This is a genomic window from Mesorhizobium sp. USDA 4413 (assembly GCF_056280365.1).
The window spans coordinates 1,805,023-1,822,114 of sequence record NZ_JBVPRP010000001.1 but is presented as its reverse complement, the minus strand read 5'-3'; the positions used below and the strand labels follow the sequence as shown (position 1 = coordinate 1,822,114).

Here is a 17,092-nt window from a genome sequence, read left to right as displayed (position 1 = left end):
AGGTACTCTTGGAAGACTATAAATACTATGCCTCTCGAGCGAATAAAGCCATCCCGTGGAAACCCGCTCGCGCGAAGCGCACGACAACGCCACTTTCGGAATCAAAAGCGGAGGCCAGATGAAACGCAGGCTCCAATGTCTTTTAGTCGCGGCGGCCACACTGTCGGCTTCATCAATCACCTTCGCGCTGAGCGACACGCCAGCCCGGTCGGTCAGTCTCGATCAGAACATCGACCAGGCGACGCTGCATCGCTTCTATTTCACGGATCAAGGCACGCGCCTCATTCCTGCAGCCTGGCTCGACGCGCTCAAAGATGCAAACGGGGACCGGATCATGGATCCGGAAGCGCTGAGCGCTTTGGGCTTTTTATACGACGGCGTTAAGGACGACGCCAAAAATCCTTACGGCTGGCCAATTGGTTTCACAATCAGCGATCCGGCTAGGACCGGCGGAATCCCCATTGCTGGTCTTTCGTGTGCTGCTTGCCACACCGGTCAAATTGAATACCGGGGAACGTCGGTCCGGATCGATGGCGGCCAATCCATGATCGATCTGGCAGGCTTTGCCGGGCGCGTGCTGGGAGCCGTTTCTGCCCTGGCTCACGACAAGGCACGCTTTGTAGAATTCCGAAACGATGCAGTGAAGTCCGGTTACCCGGCAGACCGGATCGACAGAGACCTCGAAGAAGCCGTAGAGGCATTCAAGTCGCTCGGCGGCGGTCCCTCCTTCTATGAGCTGCACACGGTTGCAGCCGGCCGCGGGCGATACGATGCGGTGCAAGGCATCAGCAATCAAGTTTTCGGAGGTGATCTTGGCGTACCGTCCAACTCACAACCGCTCGACGCGCCCGTGACCTACCCGCAGCTCTGGGACATATGGCGTTTGAGCTGGCTGCAGTTCAACGGTTTCCTGCCTCCAAACTCGACCTCGCGCAACATCGGAGAAGCACTCGGCGTGCGTGCCAGGACGAACATCATCGATCCCCACACCGGCGAGCTTAATCCGGAGCCGTTGCGCTGGAAGACCTCCGTTCAGCTCGACAACCTCCTTTGGATGGAAAAGACCCTCGAGCGCTTGACAGCTCCCACGTGGCCAACGGAAGTCCTCGGTCCGATCGACGAAGCGAAGGCTGCGAAAGGGCGCGACCTTTTCGTCGATCATTGCGCCGGGTGTCACCAGATCAGGGAAACCCCGGACGGGCTATGGGATGTCGTTGTCGTGCCACTTAGCAAGATCGGGACCGATCCCAACCAAGCTACGCATTGGGCCGGGCGCACTTATGACGCCAGCAAGCTGGGAATGAGCAAAAACGCGACAGCGGTCGAGCTCGACGTTGCCATAAACGCGATACGTCGGCAGCTCTACGCGGAATTCAACACACCCAAAGAAGAGCAGGAGGCCGACGTCCAATTTCAGGCGCCTTGCGGCTACAAGGCCAGGCCGCTGATAGGAGTATGGGCAACACCGCCTTTCCTTCACAATGGCTCTGTACGGACGGTGTTCGATCTTCTGAGCGATACCCGGCCGGCCCGCTTTCGATTCGGCAGCCGCGAGTACGACCCGGCCCACTTGGGCTATACCGAAGACGATGCGCCAGGGTCGATGATGTTGGAGACTTCGATTGCCGGCAACCTGAACACAGGCCATTGGTGGACGGATGACACGCAACGCGCCGGACGGATCGGTCCAAAGCTCAGTGACGATGATAAATACGCATTGATCGAGTATTTGAAATCGGCGAACTACGAGAATTATCCACGGACCAAAGTCGACAAGGGTCGTGGCTTGCCTTGCGAGGACGACAAGGATTGGGCCAAGCGGGCTGCTGCGCCTTAGAACCGCGGGCACGCCCCGTAATTCTTGAAATGATACAACACCTGACTGGAACTGATGCGGGCCAACACCGGCATCAAGCGTGTCAGCTTTAGGTTGGGTCGGCGCCTTTGGTTCGGTCAGCGCGCTTTACGATCGTGCTCGTCGGCTTGGCTTAGCTCTCCATTAGATGGAAGCTTCAGGAACGCCGAGCATATGCAATCGATGCATGGCTGCCAGCATGAAACCGGCGGCTATTAGGAGCAGACCGAATGCGATTAATGGCAGGGGAATAAACAGTCCGGCCAGCGCACCGCCGATCATCGCACTCAGCGATTCCGCGCCCACCTGCAGCGCCTGGTTGTTGCCCATGACGCGGCCTTGACGTTCGGCCGAAACCGCATTGGCGAGTAGTGTGGGGCAGGAAGCAAGCGCAAGCGTTCCCATGAAGGTTGCCAGCCCGCCGGTAATCCAGATGGACGAGAGCTCGGCCGGCAAGGTCACCGACATCATAGCCAGTCCCGCCGCGACCGCGGCTGCGACGGCCAGCCGATGAAGGCCGAAGAATTTTGCAAGGGGAGCCATCGCGCCAAAACTGGCAATCGCCGAAATAACTGCCAGGCCGGAATAGATCAGCGTCGTCTGGTCCACGGTGGTATGCCAGCGGTCCACCATGTAGACGAGCACCATGCGGAAATAGCCGAACAGACCGAGATAGATCAGAAAGTTGATCAGATAGAGCAGCCGGATCGGACGGTCTGTGAAAACCGTGCCGAGATTGGTGAGAGCCGCGAACGCCTTGAACTGCCGGTCTGTGCCCGGCGGCAGCGTCTCGCGGAAACTGAGCCAGGTCCAGAGCACGGTTACGGCAAGCAACGGCGCCATTAGCCAGAAAGGCAAGCTCCAGCCGAGGTAGAGCGCCAGCTGGCCGCCGGCGACCGGGCCGGCGATATAGCCTAGACTTGATGAGGAATAGACCCAAGCGAACAGGCGCGGACGCTCGTCCGGTCCGGTCACGTCCGATATGGCGCTCTGGGCAACCGCGATGTTGGACTCGGCCAGGCCGCCGACTAGACAGCCAGCAGCGAGCATCGCGAGCGAACGCCACTCAATGCCAAGGGAGATCAGGACGTAGGCGGCCATCGTGACGAACAGGGAGACCAGGAGCACAGGCCTGCGGCCATAACGGTCAGACAGGGCGCCGATGACCGGCGATCCCAGGAACTGGCCGAGGGGATAAACCGCCAAGAGCATGCCTAGCACCATGCTTCGCCGCTCGGATGTTGTACCGGGGTCGAGAAAGCCGTTGTCTCCCATCAGCATTGGGATGAACAGCGTGATCATGAGCGAATAGCCGCAGAACCCGATGAAGGTCACCAGGTAGAGCGGTAACAACGCCTTGAGCTCGACGTCCTGCTTCATTGGCTCTCTCCCCTCGTGATCACGCTGCTCACTTGGAATACTGGCTCGAAAGCCCGCTCGTCCCAAATCGTCAAGTTAGTCCTTCGTTTTCATCCCGGACGACAGGAAAGCACCATCCGAAGCTACCATTGAATGGGCCGCCGGTCGCCCGGCGGTCGCCGGGGCCGATTACGTCCTCGACCCAGCAATGGTGCTCAAGCCTTGTAGAGCGACGCCATGCTCTCATGAAGCTTCATGGCGAGCGGCGAGGCGGCGTAAGCATCGGTGACGACCTCGATGTAGACACCGCTGTCTGCCTTGCCGGCTTGCTCCAACGCTTCGTCAAATTGCGCGCAGGTGGTGACGCGGGCCGTGAACCAGCCGTCGCAGCCAAGCGCATGCGGCAGCTCCGTGTAGCGCCATGGGGCGATGTCGTTGTAGGCGATCTCCGGATCCTTGCAGAGCAGCCGCTCGATCAGGTAGCCGTCATTGTTGAGCACGAAGACGACCGGCTTCAGCCCCAGCCGGCCGAACTGGCCGATCTCCTGCGCGGTAAGCTGGTGCGAACCGTCGCCGGTGACCAGCACGACGCGGCGGTCGGGTGCGGCCGCAGCGGCGCCTACGGCGGCGGGCGTCGCCCAGCCGATCGAGCCCCAGAGCGTCTGATTATGAAAGGTAGCGCCCTTCGGTATCAGCGCGAAACCAAGACCCATCGAGGCCGTGCCCGTCTCGCCGATCACGATGTCGTCGGGCTTCAGAAACTCGGCCCAGCGTGGATAAAGCGCCTCCACGGTGATCGGATCATTGCCCTTGCCCGATTTGGCGCCGAGCGAGACGGCGGGAATGCGCCTCCAGTTGCGCTTCGTCAGCTTTTTCGACAGCGCCCCAAGCACGCCCCCCAGCTCGATATTGGCGTAGGTCTTGCCGCCGACATGGACATGATGATGGCCGATGGAGATAGTCCTGGCTGGGTCGAGGCGAGCGGTGAAGGCGCCGGTGTTGAAGTCGGACGCCAGCGTGCCGATGGCCAGCACCTGGTCGCATCCTTCGACGAAGCCGCGCACCTCTTCGCTCATGATCGCTCCGTCATACATGCCCATGAAGCCCGCCTGCTGCTCATCGAGCACGGACTTGTCCATGAACATGGTGGCGAAGGGCAGGCCAGACTTGTCGATGACCGCTTGCATCGCAGCCTTGAGGCCGCTGCGCGCAATCAGGATGCCTGGCAGCACGCAGGCCGTCTCGGCCTTGTCGAGTGCGGCCACGATCGCTGCGATGGCTGCTTCGAGTGCTTCGGCATTGCTTCCAGGTGCACGGATCGGCTCGGCCGAGCCCAGCACCGGCTGGTTGGCATAATCGGCAGGGAAAACCATGTAGACCGGCCGGCGGTGGAACAGCGCTTCGGCGATCAGCCGCTCGGTCTCATAGGCAACATTTTGCGGAGTCATGACCGCATGGGCGCAGACCACCGGCTCGCTCATGCGGTGGAACAGATCATATTCGCCGTTGCCCAGCGTGTGATGCATGGCCCGGCGGGACGTCTGCACGGCCATGCCCGGTGCCCCGACCAGGTGGAAAATCGGCAGGTGCTCGGCATAGGCGCCGGCAATGCCATTGATGGCGCTGAGCTCGCCGACGCCATAGGTGGTGCAGAGCGCTGCCATGCCCTTGATGCGGGCATAGCCGTCAGCGGCGTAAGCCGCGTTGAGCTCGTTGGCGCAGCCGATCCAGCGCATGGCGGGATCGTTGCAGATGGCGTCGTTGACCGGGAAGGCGTAGTCGCCCGGAACACCGAAGACATCGCAAATGCCGATCGCCTTGAGACGCTCGAGCACGTGCTGGACTACAGTAAGGGTCATTGCTGCCTCCTTTGACGCAATGTTGCTGGCCCCGAACAGGTCCTGCTCATCGACCTAGGCCGAGATGTTCGGACGTTCGACTGATGGCCAGGGCTTTCCGAGCGCACGAACTGGCTGCTGTCCCTGGCGAAGAATTCCGTCTCCCATGACCAGGATGCCCGTCGGATAGAACTGAAGCTGCGGATGGCACTCCTCATAGAGCCGATGCGCCGCAATGGATGAGCGAGGCTGCTGCCGCAGCCTCGTCCATCCTGCTGACGACAGGCGCAAAGGCACGTCGACAGATGAATCGAACAGAGACTTGTCATCATCATCAGTAAGATTCCGTACGCTGCGCTTGCGATGCATTCCCACCGCCAGCGCCTCCAGCAGTGGACCAGCTCACTGCAATCTTTTCACAGATGGCGGAGCGCTAGGCCAGGTTTGTTCTGATCCTGGTAGGATTACACAATACTATCTTCCCACCGCAAGTCATGTCTGCGATCATGGGCAATACGCCGATAAGCATTTTGAGTTATGGATCAAGAGCAACAACGCTATCTATCTTCAGATGCAACGGTCGAGCGGACCTTCCACGCTCTGTAAACAAACGGCGTCGGAAGGACATTCACCCGGCGCGAAGTGCGTGATCACTACAATTCTAACAATGGAGATTAGCCGTGCAAAGACTCGATATGTTGCTCATAGCCTTTCGCTACACTTTTCTCTTCTCAACCGGACTGATCTCGACGGCAGGGGCGAATGCCGCCTCCTTCAACTGTCAACACGCGCTTCTGCCGGCTGAACAGACTATCTGCTCCAATGCCAATCTCAGCAGACTCGATGAACAGACCGCCGGCATGTACTTCATCATCACGGGAAGCGGCGCGCCGGCGGCAACTGTCTCGCAGGCGAAGGCTGCGCAAAGCCAGTTCCTCCGCCGTCGCAACGCCTGCGGTGCGAATGTGGACTGCCTCGTCGGCGCCTACACGGACCAGATGATGTACCTCAAGAACGTCAAGAGCAATCTGGGACTTTAGCGTCGCGGCGGGACCAGGGGCCGAGCAGAAAGGCTTCGGGCCGAGCAGGACGGATGTTCAAAATCGTTGCGCGACTTCGATTCACCGGAACGGAAAATGAGGATTGCGAGATGAAGCTGCTTTTCATTTCCATGGCCAATAGGCGGCCAGCCGTTATCGTCCTTGCCTTGTGTCTGTTGCTGGCTGGCAATCTCGCTGCGCGAGCGCAGGACGCGTTTTATGAGGCTTCGCCGCAAGAGGTCCTGGCCCCCCCTGGAACCATTATCCGGCAAGAGCGGCTGTTCGTTGGCCTTTTCCTTTCGGCGAAAGCCTACCGCGTACTCTACAGATCGACCGGGCTCAAGGGCGAACCGATCGCAGTCTCCGGCACGATCGTGGTTCCGACGGGAGCAGCGCCCGCCGGCGGAAGGCCGATTGTGGCCTGGGCGCATCCGACATCGGGCATTGTTCCGCGCTGCGCGCCGTCGCTCGCGTTGTTCAAGTTCCAGCAGATCCAAGGTCTCCGGGACATGGTAAGGCACGGCTACATCGTCACGGCGACCGACTATCCCGGGCTCGGCACGCCCGGTCCCCATCCTTATCTCGTTGGAATGAGCGAAGGCCGCGCGGTGCTCGATTCTCTGCGTGCGGCTCGAAACCTATCGGACGCGGAGGCCGGATCGCAGGTTGCAGTCTGGGGTCACTCGCAAGGCGGCCAAGCCGTCCTCTACGCCGGCCTTTTGGCCAAGCGATATGCGCCCGAGCTGCGCCTGGTCGGGGTTGCCGCGGCTGCGCCGGCGACTGATCTCGGAACCCTGCTGCGCGATGATTTCGCGACGCCGGGCGGCAAGAACCTTCTCGCCATGACGTTGTGGTCCTGGGCACGTGTCTTCGGCGCGCCCATCGACAAGGTCGTTCTTCCAGCAGCTCGGCCCGTGGTCAACCGCCTCGCTGAGGATTGCATAGAGTCGCCCATCGACATCAAGCCGCGGGCCGAGATCGGCAAAGAGCTTCAGCAGCGCTTTCTGCGGGTCAAGAATCTAACCAGCCTGCAACCGTGGCGGTCGCTGCTTGCCCAGAACACAATCGGCATTCTGCCCAGCAACATCCCGATTTTCCTGGCACAGGGTGAGGCCGACACCACCGTCGATCCCGCGGTGACCCAACACTACGCAAAGCGGCTTTGTGCAGCCGGCAGCCCGGTCCAATTGGTGATGATGCCGAAAGTCGGACACGCACTCGCTGCCGATAGAAGTGCGAAAGCGGCGGTCCAATGGATATCCGAGCGATTCACGGGCGGCCCCCCGCCGAACAACTGCGGGAGCTGACCGCAGTCCAACTGGTTTGCACAAACTCGTGTAAGCAAATAGGAGCACTCCATTGAGCTCTGTCGTCCTCGGGGGAATCGTTTTCCTTTGCCTGTTCGGAGCCGCATTGTTTGGCATGTTGCTTAGGCCCCGCCTTCCGGAGCACCATCTAAGCACCGACTCCAAGGATACGATCAGGCTCGCCACCGCGATCGTAGGAACGCTTTCGGCGCTCGCTCTCGGCCTGCTGATCGCTTCGGCAAAGTCCGATTACGACGATGCCGACGCGGAACTTCGTACGTCGGTCGGCCACGTTGTGCTGCTTGACCGTGTCATGGCGCATTATGGCCCCGAGACCCAGGAAGCGCGTCGCTTGCTTCGCAAGCTCGTCGTGGCGCGGCTCAACCAAACCTGGACCAACACGGACAACCAGGGTTCAGCCGACGACGCGTCGGTTTTCGATGCCGGGGTCGAGCCCGTGCAGGACCTGCTCCGGGCACTGTCGCCGGGAACCGATGGCCAGCGCTGGCTGCAATCGCGGGCACTCGAAGTCAGCGGTCAAATTGCCGAGGCTCACTGGATGCACATGGACGCCGGGAGCGAAGGGCTACCATGGCCCTTCGTAACGATATTGGTGTTCTGGTTGGCCGTCCTGTTCGCCACATTCGGTCTTTTGGCGCCACGCAACATGACGGTCGGGCTCACCTTGTTCATCTGCGCGCTGTCGGTTGCAGGGGCGGTTTTTCTGATCGTCGATATGGCGAATCCTTATCTCGGATTGATCTATATTGGCGACGCTCCTCTGCGAAGTGCCTTGGTGCAGCTCGGACGGTAGTGCACCGCGAAGATCGGGCGGAACCCACCTCGCAATATGAACCTGATCCGCCTAGATTTCGTCCAACGGGGCGAGGTATTTTGTTGGTATCGGAGAACCTGTTGATATCGAAGCACCAACAGGAGGTCCTATAAACGGCTCTCTCCGACGTGAAATGCTGCACGGTTTGCGTCCAGTTCCAGAGGCCGCGGCGAGGGCGCCGAGCCTGACCGCTTTCCTGGAATTGCCCTAGATCACCGCTTCCTCAAGGAACGGCTCGTTGCGCGGGATTCTTTCATAGCAGAACGGCGACAGGTCGAGCGTCTGAAAGGCGCCGTGGACGATCAGCTCCGAGACCGCCCGGCCCACCGCCGGCGACTGCTGCAGGCCGTGGCCCGAAAAACCGTTGGCGAACATGAAGTTCTTCACCTCGGGGTGGAAGCCGACGATGCCGTTGTGGTCGAGCATGTTGTATTCATAGTGGCCAGTCCAACTGGTCTGGACTTTCAAGGCGTCGAAGGCCGGAATGCGGTGCCACAGCGCCGGCCAGATATAGTCGTCGAACTCTTCAAAGTGCATCTCGAAGTCGTCGTAGTCGGCCGGCCCATCGCCCTGCGGCGTGTTGCCGGTGAGGAAGAGCTCGCCTTCCGGACGCACGAATGTGCCGGAAAGGTCGATGACGTTCGGCATCCTACCGGGAATCGGATTGGCGCTGGCAAAGACGAAGCTGTAGCGCTTGTAGGGCGCGACGGGGATGGAAAGCCCGGCCATGGCGGCGACCTGCTGCGCTCTGGGGCCGGCGGCGTTGACCAAGGTTCCGCAAGCGACCGTTTCGCCGGTTGCGACGCGAGCCGAGACGACCCGCCCATCGACCACATCCAGTCCTGTCACGGCATTGTCGATATATTCGACGCCGCTCGCGCGGGCAGCGCGGCGGAAGCCGTTGAGCAGGCCCATGGAATCGAACCAGCCCTCTTCCCGGGACCCCCACGAGCCGCCGCCGAGATCGTCGACATTGAGCCACGGAAAACGCTCCTTCAGCGGACCCGGTTCGAGAAAGACCGTATGAGCGCCGAGGCTGCGCTGCAGCTCGACCCGCTCCTTGGCCGCTTCCACGCCTTCAGGCGAGCAGCAATAGAGATATCCGTGCTCGCGAAAGCCGAGGTCGGGCGCCGGTTCGTTTTTGTAGAAAGGCGCCATCCGCTCCTGGAAGCCGCGGATGATCTCGATGCCGAACTGGCTGATCTTCACATTGATCGGGTTGGAGTATTGCTGGCGGATGGCGCTGGTGGAGAGCGCCGTCGAGGAGAACTCATAGCTTGAGTCACGCTCCACCACGAGGATCGAGGCGCCGCTGCCCAGCGCCTGGCTCAGCCAGTAGGCCGTCGACGAGCCGATGACGGCGCCGCCGACGATGACGATGTCGTAGGCGCTGCGCGACGGTGCTTTGTAAGGGGGGATCGCCAAGGCTGTCACTCCGCTCTACTGGTTGAACGAGGCGATCAGAGCATCCGAACCCCGCGCCAGCAGACCGAGGTCGGAGCCCACCGCAACCATCGTGAAGCCGTCGGCGAGATAGCGGTCGGCATCGGCCTTCACCGGAGCCAGGATGCCGCTGGCCTTGCCTGCCGACGCAGCGGCTTTGCGAACGGACGATATCGCCTGCTGCACGTGCGCCGCGCCGGGATTGCCCATCGCGCCCATATTGGTGGAAAGGTCGCCCGGCCCGACGAAGAGAACATCTACCCCGTCGACCGCCGCGATCTCGAAGGCGTTGGCGACACCAGTCTCGTCCTCGATCTGCACGGCAAGCAGCTGCTGTTCGCGCGCTTTTGCATGATAGCCGGCGATGCGGCCGAAGGCGTTGGCGCGGTGGCCGACCGAAAAGCCGCGGAAGCCGCCGGGAGCATAGGTCATGGCCGCGACGATGGAGCGCGCCTGGTCGGCCGTCCGCACATTCGGGATCATCAGGCTGCGAGCGCCGACATCCAGCGCTTGTTTCATGAGATTCGCATCGTCCGACGGCAACCGTACCACCGCCTCACAGGGGAACGCCGCCGCGACCTGAAGCTGCGCCATGATGCTGCGCAGATCGTTCGGGCTGTGCTCGCCGTCGACCAGCAGCCAGCCCGCTCCGGAACCCGCGACGACCTCGGTGGTGAGTGCCGAAGCCAGCGAGCACCAGATGCCTATATGAGCTTGGCCGGCCTTGACGGCCGCCTTCAGCGAATTGACGCGCTCCTGCATTTCGGTCGGTCTCCCACGAGAAGAAGGTGGATTGAAATTTGTATGATGTCCTATATCATATGCCTCGATTGGACCGCAAGGCGCTCTGACGTCGTACAGGAGTTGCACATGCAAATCGGCTTCATCGGGCTTGGCGTCATGGGCGCGCCGATGGCGCGGCATCTCGCCGATGCCGGGCATGAGACCGTCACTGTCCTGAACCGCTCCCCTCTTCCAGAGGACCTGAAAGCAACGGTCGTCGCCTCCCCCGCCGAGGTGGCGCGGATGTCCGAGATCGTCATCACCATGCTGCCCGACACGCCCGACGTGGAACGCGTCCTGCTCGGGCAGAACGGCGTTCTGGAAGGGCTGTCAGCCGGCAAGCTGGTGATCGACATGAGCTCGATCAGCCCGATCGCCACGGCCGAGCTCGCGGCAAAGATCAGGGAAGCAGGCGCCGGCTATCTCGATGCGCCGGTCTCCGGCGGCGAGGTCGGCGCCAAGGCGGCGAGCCTGACCATCATGGTCGGCGGGCCGGTTGCGGAGTTCGAGCGGGCGCTGCCGATCTTCGAAAAGCTCGGCAAGAACATCACGCTGATCGGTGAGCAGAACGGCGCGGGCCAGACCTGCAAGATCGCCAACCAGATCATCGTCGCTCTCAACATCGAGGCCGTCGCCGAAGCGCTGGTCTTTGCCGGCAAGGCCGGTTGCGACCCGGCCAGGGTCCGCAGTGCGCTGATGGGCGGCTTTGCCTCCTCGCGCGTGCTCGAGGTGCATGGCGAGCGCATGATCGCCCGCAGCTTCGCGCCGGGTTTTCGTATCCGGCTGCACCAGAAGGACCTCAATCTCGCGCTGGAAAGCGCGCGGGCGCTCGGCGTCGCCCTGCCAGGCACGGCAACGGCGCAGCAGCTGATGAATACCTGTTCGGCCCGGGCGGGCGGGGCGGAAGCCGACCATTCGTCGCTCGTGCGGGCTCTCGAGATTCTGAGCGACCACGAACTCTCAAACGGAAAGGAATAACCGATGCGCGGAACCGGCAAGGCCGACGTCTTCGTCATGCTGGCCCATCCCGTGGGCCATGCGAAGAGCCCCGGTATCTTCAACGAAATCTTCGAGCAGAAGGGGCTCGACAGCCTGATGGTGCCGTTGAGCTGCCGTCCGGAGGACTTCGATACTTTTTGGGCCGGCATCACGGCGGCGGAAAACATCCGCGGCGTGATCGTTTCGGTGCCGTACAAGGTCGCGGTCTACCACAAATGCGCGGCCGCCCATGACCGCGCCGCGCGCGTGCGGAGCGCGAATTCCGTGCGCCGGCAGGCTGACGGCAGCTGGTATGCCGACAATTTCGACGGCGTCGGCTTCATCGACGGATTGAAGGCGGGCGGGCACCAGATCGCCGGCAAGCGTATTCTCCAGGTCGGCGCCGGCGGCGCGGGCGCCTCGCTGACCTACTGTCTTGCCGAAGAAGGCGCGGCCGAAATCCGTTTGACCGATATCGACAGGGAACGCGCGCAAAAACTCGCTGCGCTGGTCAATGAGGCTTTTCCCAACTGCCGCATCGAGGTGGGAGAGCCCGATCCATCCGGCATGGACATGGCGATCAACGCCACGCCGTCCGGGCTGAAGGCCGGCGATCCATTGCCGATGGATGTGAGCAAGCTGACGCCGCAGATGACGATCGTCGATATCATCATGGAGCCGGCCGAGACGCCGCTGCTCAAGGCGGCGAAGGCGATCGGCTGCCGCATCCAGCCGGGCCGGCCGATGATGGATTTCCAGGTCGAGGCCATGGCCGCATTCTTCGACATCGAACGGAAGGACCGCCGCAATGGCTGACGTGTCGACCGCCGTCGTCATCGGCGGCACGTCCGGCATCGGCCGCGCGATCGCCGAGCGCTTCGCCGAGGATGGATATCACGTGGTCGTCGCCGGCCGAGACACTGTTCGCGGCAAGGAAGCGGCGAGCGCGTGCGAGAGCATAGGCGCGCCACGCGCGCCCTTCGTCCAGACCGATATCGGCGATCCCGCCTCGGTAGAAGCGCTGGCGCAGGCCGTCGGCGATGCCTTTGGCACGCCGCATGTCTTGGTCAATTGCGCCGGCATCCTGCAGAGCGGCAAGCATGTGCTCGACCAGGACCTCGCCGAAGACGAGCAGATGTGGCGCATCAACTATCGCGGCACGCTGCTTGGCTGTCAGGTATTTGGGCGGCTGATGTCGGCCGCCGGGCGCGGCGCGATCCTCAATGTCGGGTCGCTCGCCTCTTTCGCGCCGCTGTCGCTTCCTGCTTACACGCCTGGCAAGCATGCGGTGCTGGCCCTCACCCAGATCCTGGCCGCGGAGCTCGGCCCGCATGGGGTTCGCGTCAACGCCGTGGCGCCCGGCTACACGCTGTCGGACGGACTGAAGGCGAAGATCGCCAAGGGTGAACGCAACCCGGAAGCGATCCAGGCCACGACTGCGCTGCGCCGCTTCGTCGAGCCACGCGATGTCGCCGAGGCGGCCTTGTTCCTCTGCTCGGATCGCGCGGCCTCGATCACCGGCGTCACGCTTCCGGTCGATGCCGGCTGGCTCGTCCAGGCGCCTTACGCGCAATATTTGCAAGGCAATCCCATCCGGCAGACGCCGGCAATCTGAAAGGCATACCGTGAGCGATATCCAGCGTTTCGACTTCGACACCCGCATCCATCACGGCGTCATCCACAACGGCACGCCCTACCTCACCGGCCAGGTGGCGAGGCCGGGCCAGTCCGCGGCCGACCAGATGCGCGAGGTGCTCGGCAAGATCGACGCTCTGCTCGCCAAGGCCGGCACCGACAAGACCCGTATCCTGCACGTCCAGATGTGGCTGGACGACGTGCGGGATTTCGATGAAGTGAACACGGTGTGGGACGCCTGGATGCCGAAGGAGCATGCGCCGGCGCGCTCTTCCGGCGAAGGACGGATGGCCAAGCCCGGCATGCTGGTCGAACTGATCGTCACCGCGGCGGTTTGAACCGTCTTGCCGGTTCGGGCATCATCCCGAATCTGAACCTGAACGGAAGGACCTCAATGACGAAGCGCAAGCCGCTTTCCACCGTGGTGGCGGAGAGCCTGGCCGAAAAGATCCGCTCCGGTGAATTGCAGCCCGGGGCGCAATTGCCGACCGAAGCGGAGCTTTGCGCCGAATATGATGTCAGCCGCACCGTGGTGCGCGAGGCGGTGGCGCGCCTGCGTTCGGAGGGTATGGTGGTGCCGCAGCAGGGACGCGGCATGTTCGTCAGCGAAACGCCGACCCCGCGCAATTTTTCGATCCCCGACGAGGCGCTGCGCACCCTGCCGGAGACCATCGCTTTGCTCGAGCTCAGGCTGAGCGTGGAAGTGGAATCGGCAGGGCTCTGTGCCGAACGGCGGACCGACAAGGAGGCCAGCAATATCCGATCAATGATGGAGCAGATCGACGCGCAGCAGGCGGATCCCGCCGCCGTCCAGATTCACTACGACTATGATTTCCACCTCGCGATCGCCAAGGCGGCGCGCAACGAGTTCATCCACGGCTTCCTCGCCTATCTCGGGCCGATGATCGTGCCGCGTTTCCAGCTCGGCTATGTCGTCGAGCAGGCGCTCAAGGACAGCTACTACGCGCGCATCCACAGCGAGCACAAAGCCATCGTCGACGCCATCGAAAGGCAGGACGGCGGCAAGGCCCGGCAAGCCATGCGCAAGCATCTGCAAAACAGCTTGGGTCGCGTGCGCGCGCTGGCGAAGGCGTCGGGGATCGAGGCGACGGACGCCGAGCAAAAGGCCGCCGCGGCTTCGCTGTTCACGCGGATGAAAAGGCCACCGCCGACAGGGGATAGGCCTCGATCCTGAACAAGCAAACCGTCACGCGGTTGCGAAAGCCATGTTTTGCTTCGCCTGGCGGCCGGATTCTGCTCTCTCGCCGTTAAAGGCACTGTTTTTCTTCGGTTTGCGGCCTCGCGGATCACGCGTGCAGCACGGAACGTTTCGGGCGGCGAAAACCGTTTCGAAAGTTTATCTTTCCTTTTTGCTGCTTTTCTTGGTTTCGCGGCATCGGCCCAAGCCGCAAACTGAGCATCAAGCAACCGGGGAAGCCCTACGTGACGACAGCCTTCATCACAGGTGCGACGAGCGGCATAGGGCGCGCCATGGCGGTCGCCTTGAGCGATGCCGGCTACGAGGTCTATGCGGTCGGGCGCAGCAAGGCGGCGCTTAAAGAACTGCAGGCCGAGCGCCCGGGCATCGTGCCGATCGCCGTCGATGTCACCGATCGCGAAGCACTGGAATCGGTGCTGGCGGGCCTCACCATCGACGTCTTGATCAACAATGCCGGCATCATGCCGCCGCTCGGCAATTTCGCCGACATGAAAATCGCCGACATCGACACCACGCTCGAGGTGAACCTCAGCGCGGCGATCCTGCTCACCCGGCTCGTCGTGCCGCAGATGCGCGAGAGGCAGTCCGGCCACATATTGTTCACCGGTTCGGTCGCGGGGCCACGCCGCATTCTCCAACATTGCCGTCTATGCCGCCACCAAGGCGGCCATCTCCGGTTTTGCCGGCGCGCTGCGCGCGGACCTCTCCCCATCCGGTATCCGGGTCACCGAGATCGTCCCCGGCCGTGTCGAGACGCAGCTCTACAACGACATCCTCGACACCAAGGCGCGCGAAGCCATGTACGCCAGCAAAGTGGTGCAGCCGGATGACGTGGCCAGGATGGTCGTCGGCGTGCTCGCGCTCCCCGCATGGGCCGACGTTACCCGTTTCGACATCATGCCGACCTGGCCGACCTCGCCGAGTGGCACCAAGTAGGGAACACTGGAATGAAAGACCTTTCCGTTCTGATCGTTGGCGGCGGCGCCGGCCTCGGCGCCCTTCTCGCCCGCATGGCCGTGGAGGCCGGGGCGGCGAAGATCGGCATCATCGACATCAACAAGGAAGCCGCCGACAGCGCGCTCGAGCCGGCAAAGGCCAAGGGCCTGCCGGCGGCGGCTGCCACTTGCGACATCCAGGTCGGCCCGCAGTGCCACGCCGCCTTCGACACCATCGCCGCGAAGCTCGGGCGCGTCGACACGCTGATCAATTGCGCCGCGATCTATCCGCGCCGGCCGCTGCTCGAAATCACCGACGCCGAGTGGGACGCCTCCAACGGCATCAACATCAAGGGCACCTACCATATGATGGTGGCGGCCGTTCGCCACATGCAGGCTCAAGAGCCGAAAGCCCAGGTGCGCGGGCGGATCGTCAACCTGACATCCGTCGACGCCTTCAAGGCGCATCCGCAGAACGCGCATTACGCGGCCACCAAGGCCGCCGTCGTCAGCCTGACGCGCTCCTTCGCCCATTACGTCGCCAAGGACGCGATCCTGGTGAATTCCGTCGCCCCTGCCGGCATGGCCACCGAGAAAGCGAAGGCGCTCGGCTTCCTCGAGGAACTGGCCAAGGCAAGCCCCCTGGGCCGCGGCGCCGAGCCGACGGAAATCGCCGAATGGGTGCTGATGACCGGTGGACCCAAGAACACCTACATGACCGGCGAAAACGTCATCGTTTCAGGCGGTTACATCTACGCCTGACCACATCGCCAGCCGGGCGCGGCTGATGGCCAGCAGTGCATGACCGACGGAGTCTCGAACGAAAGGAGGCGGAATTCACCATGACCGGCAAGCTTCGCCTTCCCTCGCTCAACGCTCTGCGCGTCTTCCACGCGGTCGTGCAGCACAAGAGCTTCCGCCAGGCCGCGGATGAGCTGCTGGTGACGCCGCAGGCCGTCGGCCAGCAGATCAAGCTCCTGGAAGACACGCTGCAGGTCACTTTATTCGAGCGTAAGGGGCGTTCGATCGAATTGACGGAGTCGGCGATCCTGCTCTCGCACTACGTCAAGGCCGGTTTCGACGAATTCTCCGAAGGCGTGCGCCGCGTCACCAAGTCCAACTACCGCGATCGCATCAACCTCAATGCCAGCCCCTATTTCGCCACGCATTATCTGCTGCCGAGGCTTTCGCTCTTCCGCGAGATCCTGCCGGGCGCGGACCTTCGCCTGACCACGATGGTGGACCTGCCCGACTTCGGGCGCGACGACATCGATATGACCGTGCAGTGGGGCTACGGCAACTGGCCCGACTACGAGACCACGCTGCTTGTTCCGGACCCGAAGATCATCTGCTGCACGCCGGCAATCGGCGAAAAGATCAAGTCGGCGCAGGATCTGACGCGGTTCACGCTGCTCGATACCGTCAAGTCGAAGCGTCTCTGGCCGGACATCTTGCGCCATCTCGCCGTCGAGCTCACGGAAGGTGATCGGAGCATCGGCTTCGACGATGCGGCGACCATGCGCCGCGCGACCCTGCAGGGCATCGGCATCGGCCTCGTCTCCGTCATCGACGCCGAGGAAGACCTGAAGTCGGGTGCGCTGGTTGCGCCGCTTGGGCGCGCCGCTCTTTCCGACATGAAGCCCGAGGAGGTCCCGGGCTTCTACCTTGTCATGCCGCGCGGGCATCTGCGCGTGAAGGCGGTGGCCGCCCTGCATCGCTGGCTGGTCCAGCAGGATTGGGGAAGCGACCTCAAGCTTTTGCCGAAACCGATCCCGCTTACCGACTAGGAGCGGGTTGGCAACCGGGGTCCGAACCTGTTCGGGCCTCCAACAACAAGAACAAACGAACCTCAACAGTGGAGACAA

General features: G+C 62.5%; 17 protein-coding genes and 2 pseudogenes. 14 read left to right on the top strand and 5 right to left on the bottom strand.

Annotated features, from left to right (window positions below; translation table 11 throughout):
• The first annotated feature begins 118 nt into the window (after positions 1-118).
• On the top strand, positions 119-1,837 hold the full coding sequence (locus ACVMIM_RS08865) for a di-heme-cytochrome C peroxidase (RefSeq protein WP_476111630.1): 1,719 nt from the start codon (positions 119-121) through the stop codon (positions 1,835-1,837).
• Between the two features lie 162 nt (positions 1,838-1,999).
• Here ACVMIM_RS08865 and ACVMIM_RS08860 read toward each other — a convergent pair whose 3' ends face one another.
• The 3 genes from ACVMIM_RS08860 to ACVMIM_RS08850 all read right to left on the bottom strand — a co-directional run bounded on the left by ACVMIM_RS08860 (position 2,000) and on the right by ACVMIM_RS08850 (position 5,421).
• Entirely contained in the window at positions 2,000-3,235 is a 1,236-nt protein-coding gene (locus ACVMIM_RS08860) for an MFS transporter (RefSeq protein ID WP_476111629.1), read from the bottom strand.
• A 194-nt stretch (positions 3,236-3,429) separates the two neighbouring features.
• Positions 3,430-5,073 carry an alpha-keto acid decarboxylase family protein gene (locus ACVMIM_RS08855; protein ID WP_476111628.1) on the bottom strand — a complete coding sequence of 548 codons (1,644 nt, stop codon included), beginning with the start codon at positions 5,071-5,073 and terminating at the stop codon, positions 3,430-3,432.
• 54 nt (positions 5,074-5,127) lie between these two features.
• Positions 5,128-5,421 (bottom strand): hypothetical protein, encoded by a 294-nt coding sequence (locus ACVMIM_RS08850; RefSeq protein WP_476111627.1) that lies wholly within the window; start codon positions 5,419-5,421, stop codon positions 5,128-5,130.
• Between the two features lie 311 nt (positions 5,422-5,732).
• On the opposite strand from ACVMIM_RS08850, the gene ACVMIM_RS08845 reads away from it, so the two are divergent.
• From ACVMIM_RS08845 to ACVMIM_RS08835, 3 genes are all read left to right on the top strand, one after another.
• The gene (locus tag ACVMIM_RS08845) at positions 5,733-6,092 is read left to right on the top strand and encodes a lysozyme inhibitor LprI family protein (RefSeq protein ID WP_476111626.1); all 360 of its coding nucleotides are present in this window, start codon (positions 5,733-5,735) and stop codon (positions 6,090-6,092) included.
• A 110-nt stretch (positions 6,093-6,202) separates the two neighbouring features.
• Complete coding sequence (locus ACVMIM_RS08840) at positions 6,203-7,399, top strand: alpha/beta fold hydrolase (RefSeq protein WP_476111625.1); 1,197 nt, start codon at positions 6,203-6,205, stop codon at positions 7,397-7,399.
• 52 nt (positions 7,400-7,451) lie between these two features.
• On the top strand, positions 7,452-8,213 hold the full coding sequence (locus ACVMIM_RS08835; RefSeq protein ID WP_476111624.1) for a bestrophin-like domain: 762 nt from the start codon (positions 7,452-7,454) through the stop codon (positions 8,211-8,213).
• A gap of 228 nt (positions 8,214-8,441) precedes the next feature.
• Here the strand turns inward: ACVMIM_RS08835 and ACVMIM_RS08830 are convergent, their stop codons facing one another.
• Both ACVMIM_RS08830 and ACVMIM_RS08825 read right to left on the bottom strand, forming a co-directional pair.
• Positions 8,442-9,659, bottom strand: coding sequence for an NAD(P)/FAD-dependent oxidoreductase (locus ACVMIM_RS08830; RefSeq protein WP_476111623.1), 1,218 nt, complete (start codon positions 9,657-9,659; stop codon positions 8,442-8,444).
• A 15-nt stretch (positions 9,660-9,674) separates the two neighbouring features.
• Positions 9,675-10,439 (bottom strand): HpcH/HpaI aldolase family protein, encoded by a 765-nt coding sequence (locus tag ACVMIM_RS08825; protein ID WP_476111622.1) that lies wholly within the window; start codon positions 10,437-10,439, stop codon positions 9,675-9,677.
• A gap of 108 nt (positions 10,440-10,547) precedes the next feature.
• On the opposite strand from ACVMIM_RS08825, the gene ACVMIM_RS08820 reads away from it, so the two are divergent.
• From ACVMIM_RS08820 to ACVMIM_RS08775, 10 genes and pseudogenes are all read left to right on the top strand, one after another.
• Entirely contained in the window at positions 10,548-11,438 is an 891-nt protein-coding gene (locus ACVMIM_RS08820) for a 2-hydroxy-3-oxopropionate reductase (protein WP_476111621.1), read from the top strand.
• Positions 11,439-11,441: 3 nt separating this feature from the next.
• Positions 11,442-12,254 (top strand): shikimate dehydrogenase family protein, encoded by an 813-nt coding sequence (locus ACVMIM_RS08815; RefSeq protein WP_476111620.1) that lies wholly within the window; start codon positions 11,442-11,444, stop codon positions 12,252-12,254.
• The gene (locus ACVMIM_RS08810; protein ID WP_476111619.1) at positions 12,247-13,053 is read left to right on the top strand and encodes an SDR family NAD(P)-dependent oxidoreductase; all 807 of its coding nucleotides are present in this window, start codon (positions 12,247-12,249) and stop codon (positions 13,051-13,053) included. Before ACVMIM_RS08815 ends, ACVMIM_RS08810 begins: the two co-directional genes overlap by 8 nt.
• 10 nt (positions 13,054-13,063) lie before the next feature.
• Positions 13,064-13,411: a RidA family protein gene (locus ACVMIM_RS08805; protein WP_476111618.1), complete on the top strand. Its 348-nt coding sequence runs from the start codon at positions 13,064-13,066 to the stop codon at positions 13,409-13,411.
• A gap of 56 nt (positions 13,412-13,467) precedes the next feature.
• Positions 13,468-14,268, top strand: a complete 801-nt coding sequence (locus ACVMIM_RS08800; protein ID WP_476111617.1) for a FadR/GntR family transcriptional regulator — start codon at positions 13,468-13,470, stop codon at positions 14,266-14,268.
• Between the two features lie 296 nt (positions 14,269-14,564).
• Positions 14,565-14,864, top strand: a pseudogene (locus ACVMIM_RS08795) (SDR family oxidoreductase); the annotation flags it as partial.
• A gap of 67 nt (positions 14,865-14,931) precedes the next feature.
• Positions 14,932-15,081 (top strand): annotated as a pseudogene (locus ACVMIM_RS08790) (SDR family NAD(P)-dependent oxidoreductase); the annotation flags it as partial.
• Between the two features lie 9 nt (positions 15,082-15,090).
• Complete coding sequence (locus ACVMIM_RS08785) at positions 15,091-15,228, top strand: hypothetical protein (RefSeq protein WP_476111616.1); 138 nt, start codon at positions 15,091-15,093, stop codon at positions 15,226-15,228.
• A gap of 11 nt (positions 15,229-15,239) precedes the next feature.
• The gene (locus ACVMIM_RS08780; RefSeq protein ID WP_476111615.1) at positions 15,240-15,989 is read left to right on the top strand and encodes an SDR family NAD(P)-dependent oxidoreductase; all 750 of its coding nucleotides are present in this window, start codon (positions 15,240-15,242) and stop codon (positions 15,987-15,989) included.
• An 80-nt stretch (positions 15,990-16,069) separates the two neighbouring features.
• Positions 16,070-17,014 (top strand): LysR substrate-binding domain-containing protein, encoded by a 945-nt coding sequence (locus tag ACVMIM_RS08775; RefSeq protein WP_476111614.1) that lies wholly within the window; start codon positions 16,070-16,072, stop codon positions 17,012-17,014.
• The last annotated feature ends 78 nt before the right edge of the window (positions 17,015-17,092 follow it).